This is a genomic window from Vibrio sp. T20 (assembly GCF_007858795.1).
Classification (GTDB): Bacteria; Pseudomonadota; Gammaproteobacteria; order Enterobacterales; family Vibrionaceae; genus Vibrio; species Vibrio satsumensis.
In genome coordinates this window covers 1-321 of sequence record NZ_VFEB01000179.1, presented here as the reverse complement: position 1 = coordinate 321, position 321 = coordinate 1, and the positions used below count along the sequence as shown (strand labels likewise).

Here is a 321-nt window from a genome sequence, read left to right as displayed (position 1 = left end):
GCAACGCCAGCAAGGCTAGCTAAATCACTCAACCCACCACGGAATACTTTTTGTTCTTGGCGCGTACCGTTCTCAATAATGGCAACAGGCATGTCCGATCGCATACCGTTATCAAGTAAATTATTCTGGATGTTCGGGCTCTCTTTTAAACCCATATAGAACACGATCGTGTGATTGTGCTGAGCAAGCGAGCGCCAATCAATATCTTCACCATCTTTCTTTAGATGACCAGTAATGAATTGGACGCTTTGTGCGTGATCTCGATGTGTTAGTGGAATGCCCGCGTAAGCCGTCGCGCCTGCTGCTGCAGTGATTCCGGGG

At 48.3% G+C, this 321-nt stretch carries 1 protein-coding gene; it reads right to left on the bottom strand.

Annotated elements, in window-relative coordinates; all coding sequences use genetic code 11:
• Positions 1-321 (bottom strand): uroporphyrinogen-III C-methyltransferase (locus tag FTW16_RS20065; RefSeq protein ID WP_261383493.1); only part of this gene is annotated, 321 nt, incomplete at both ends.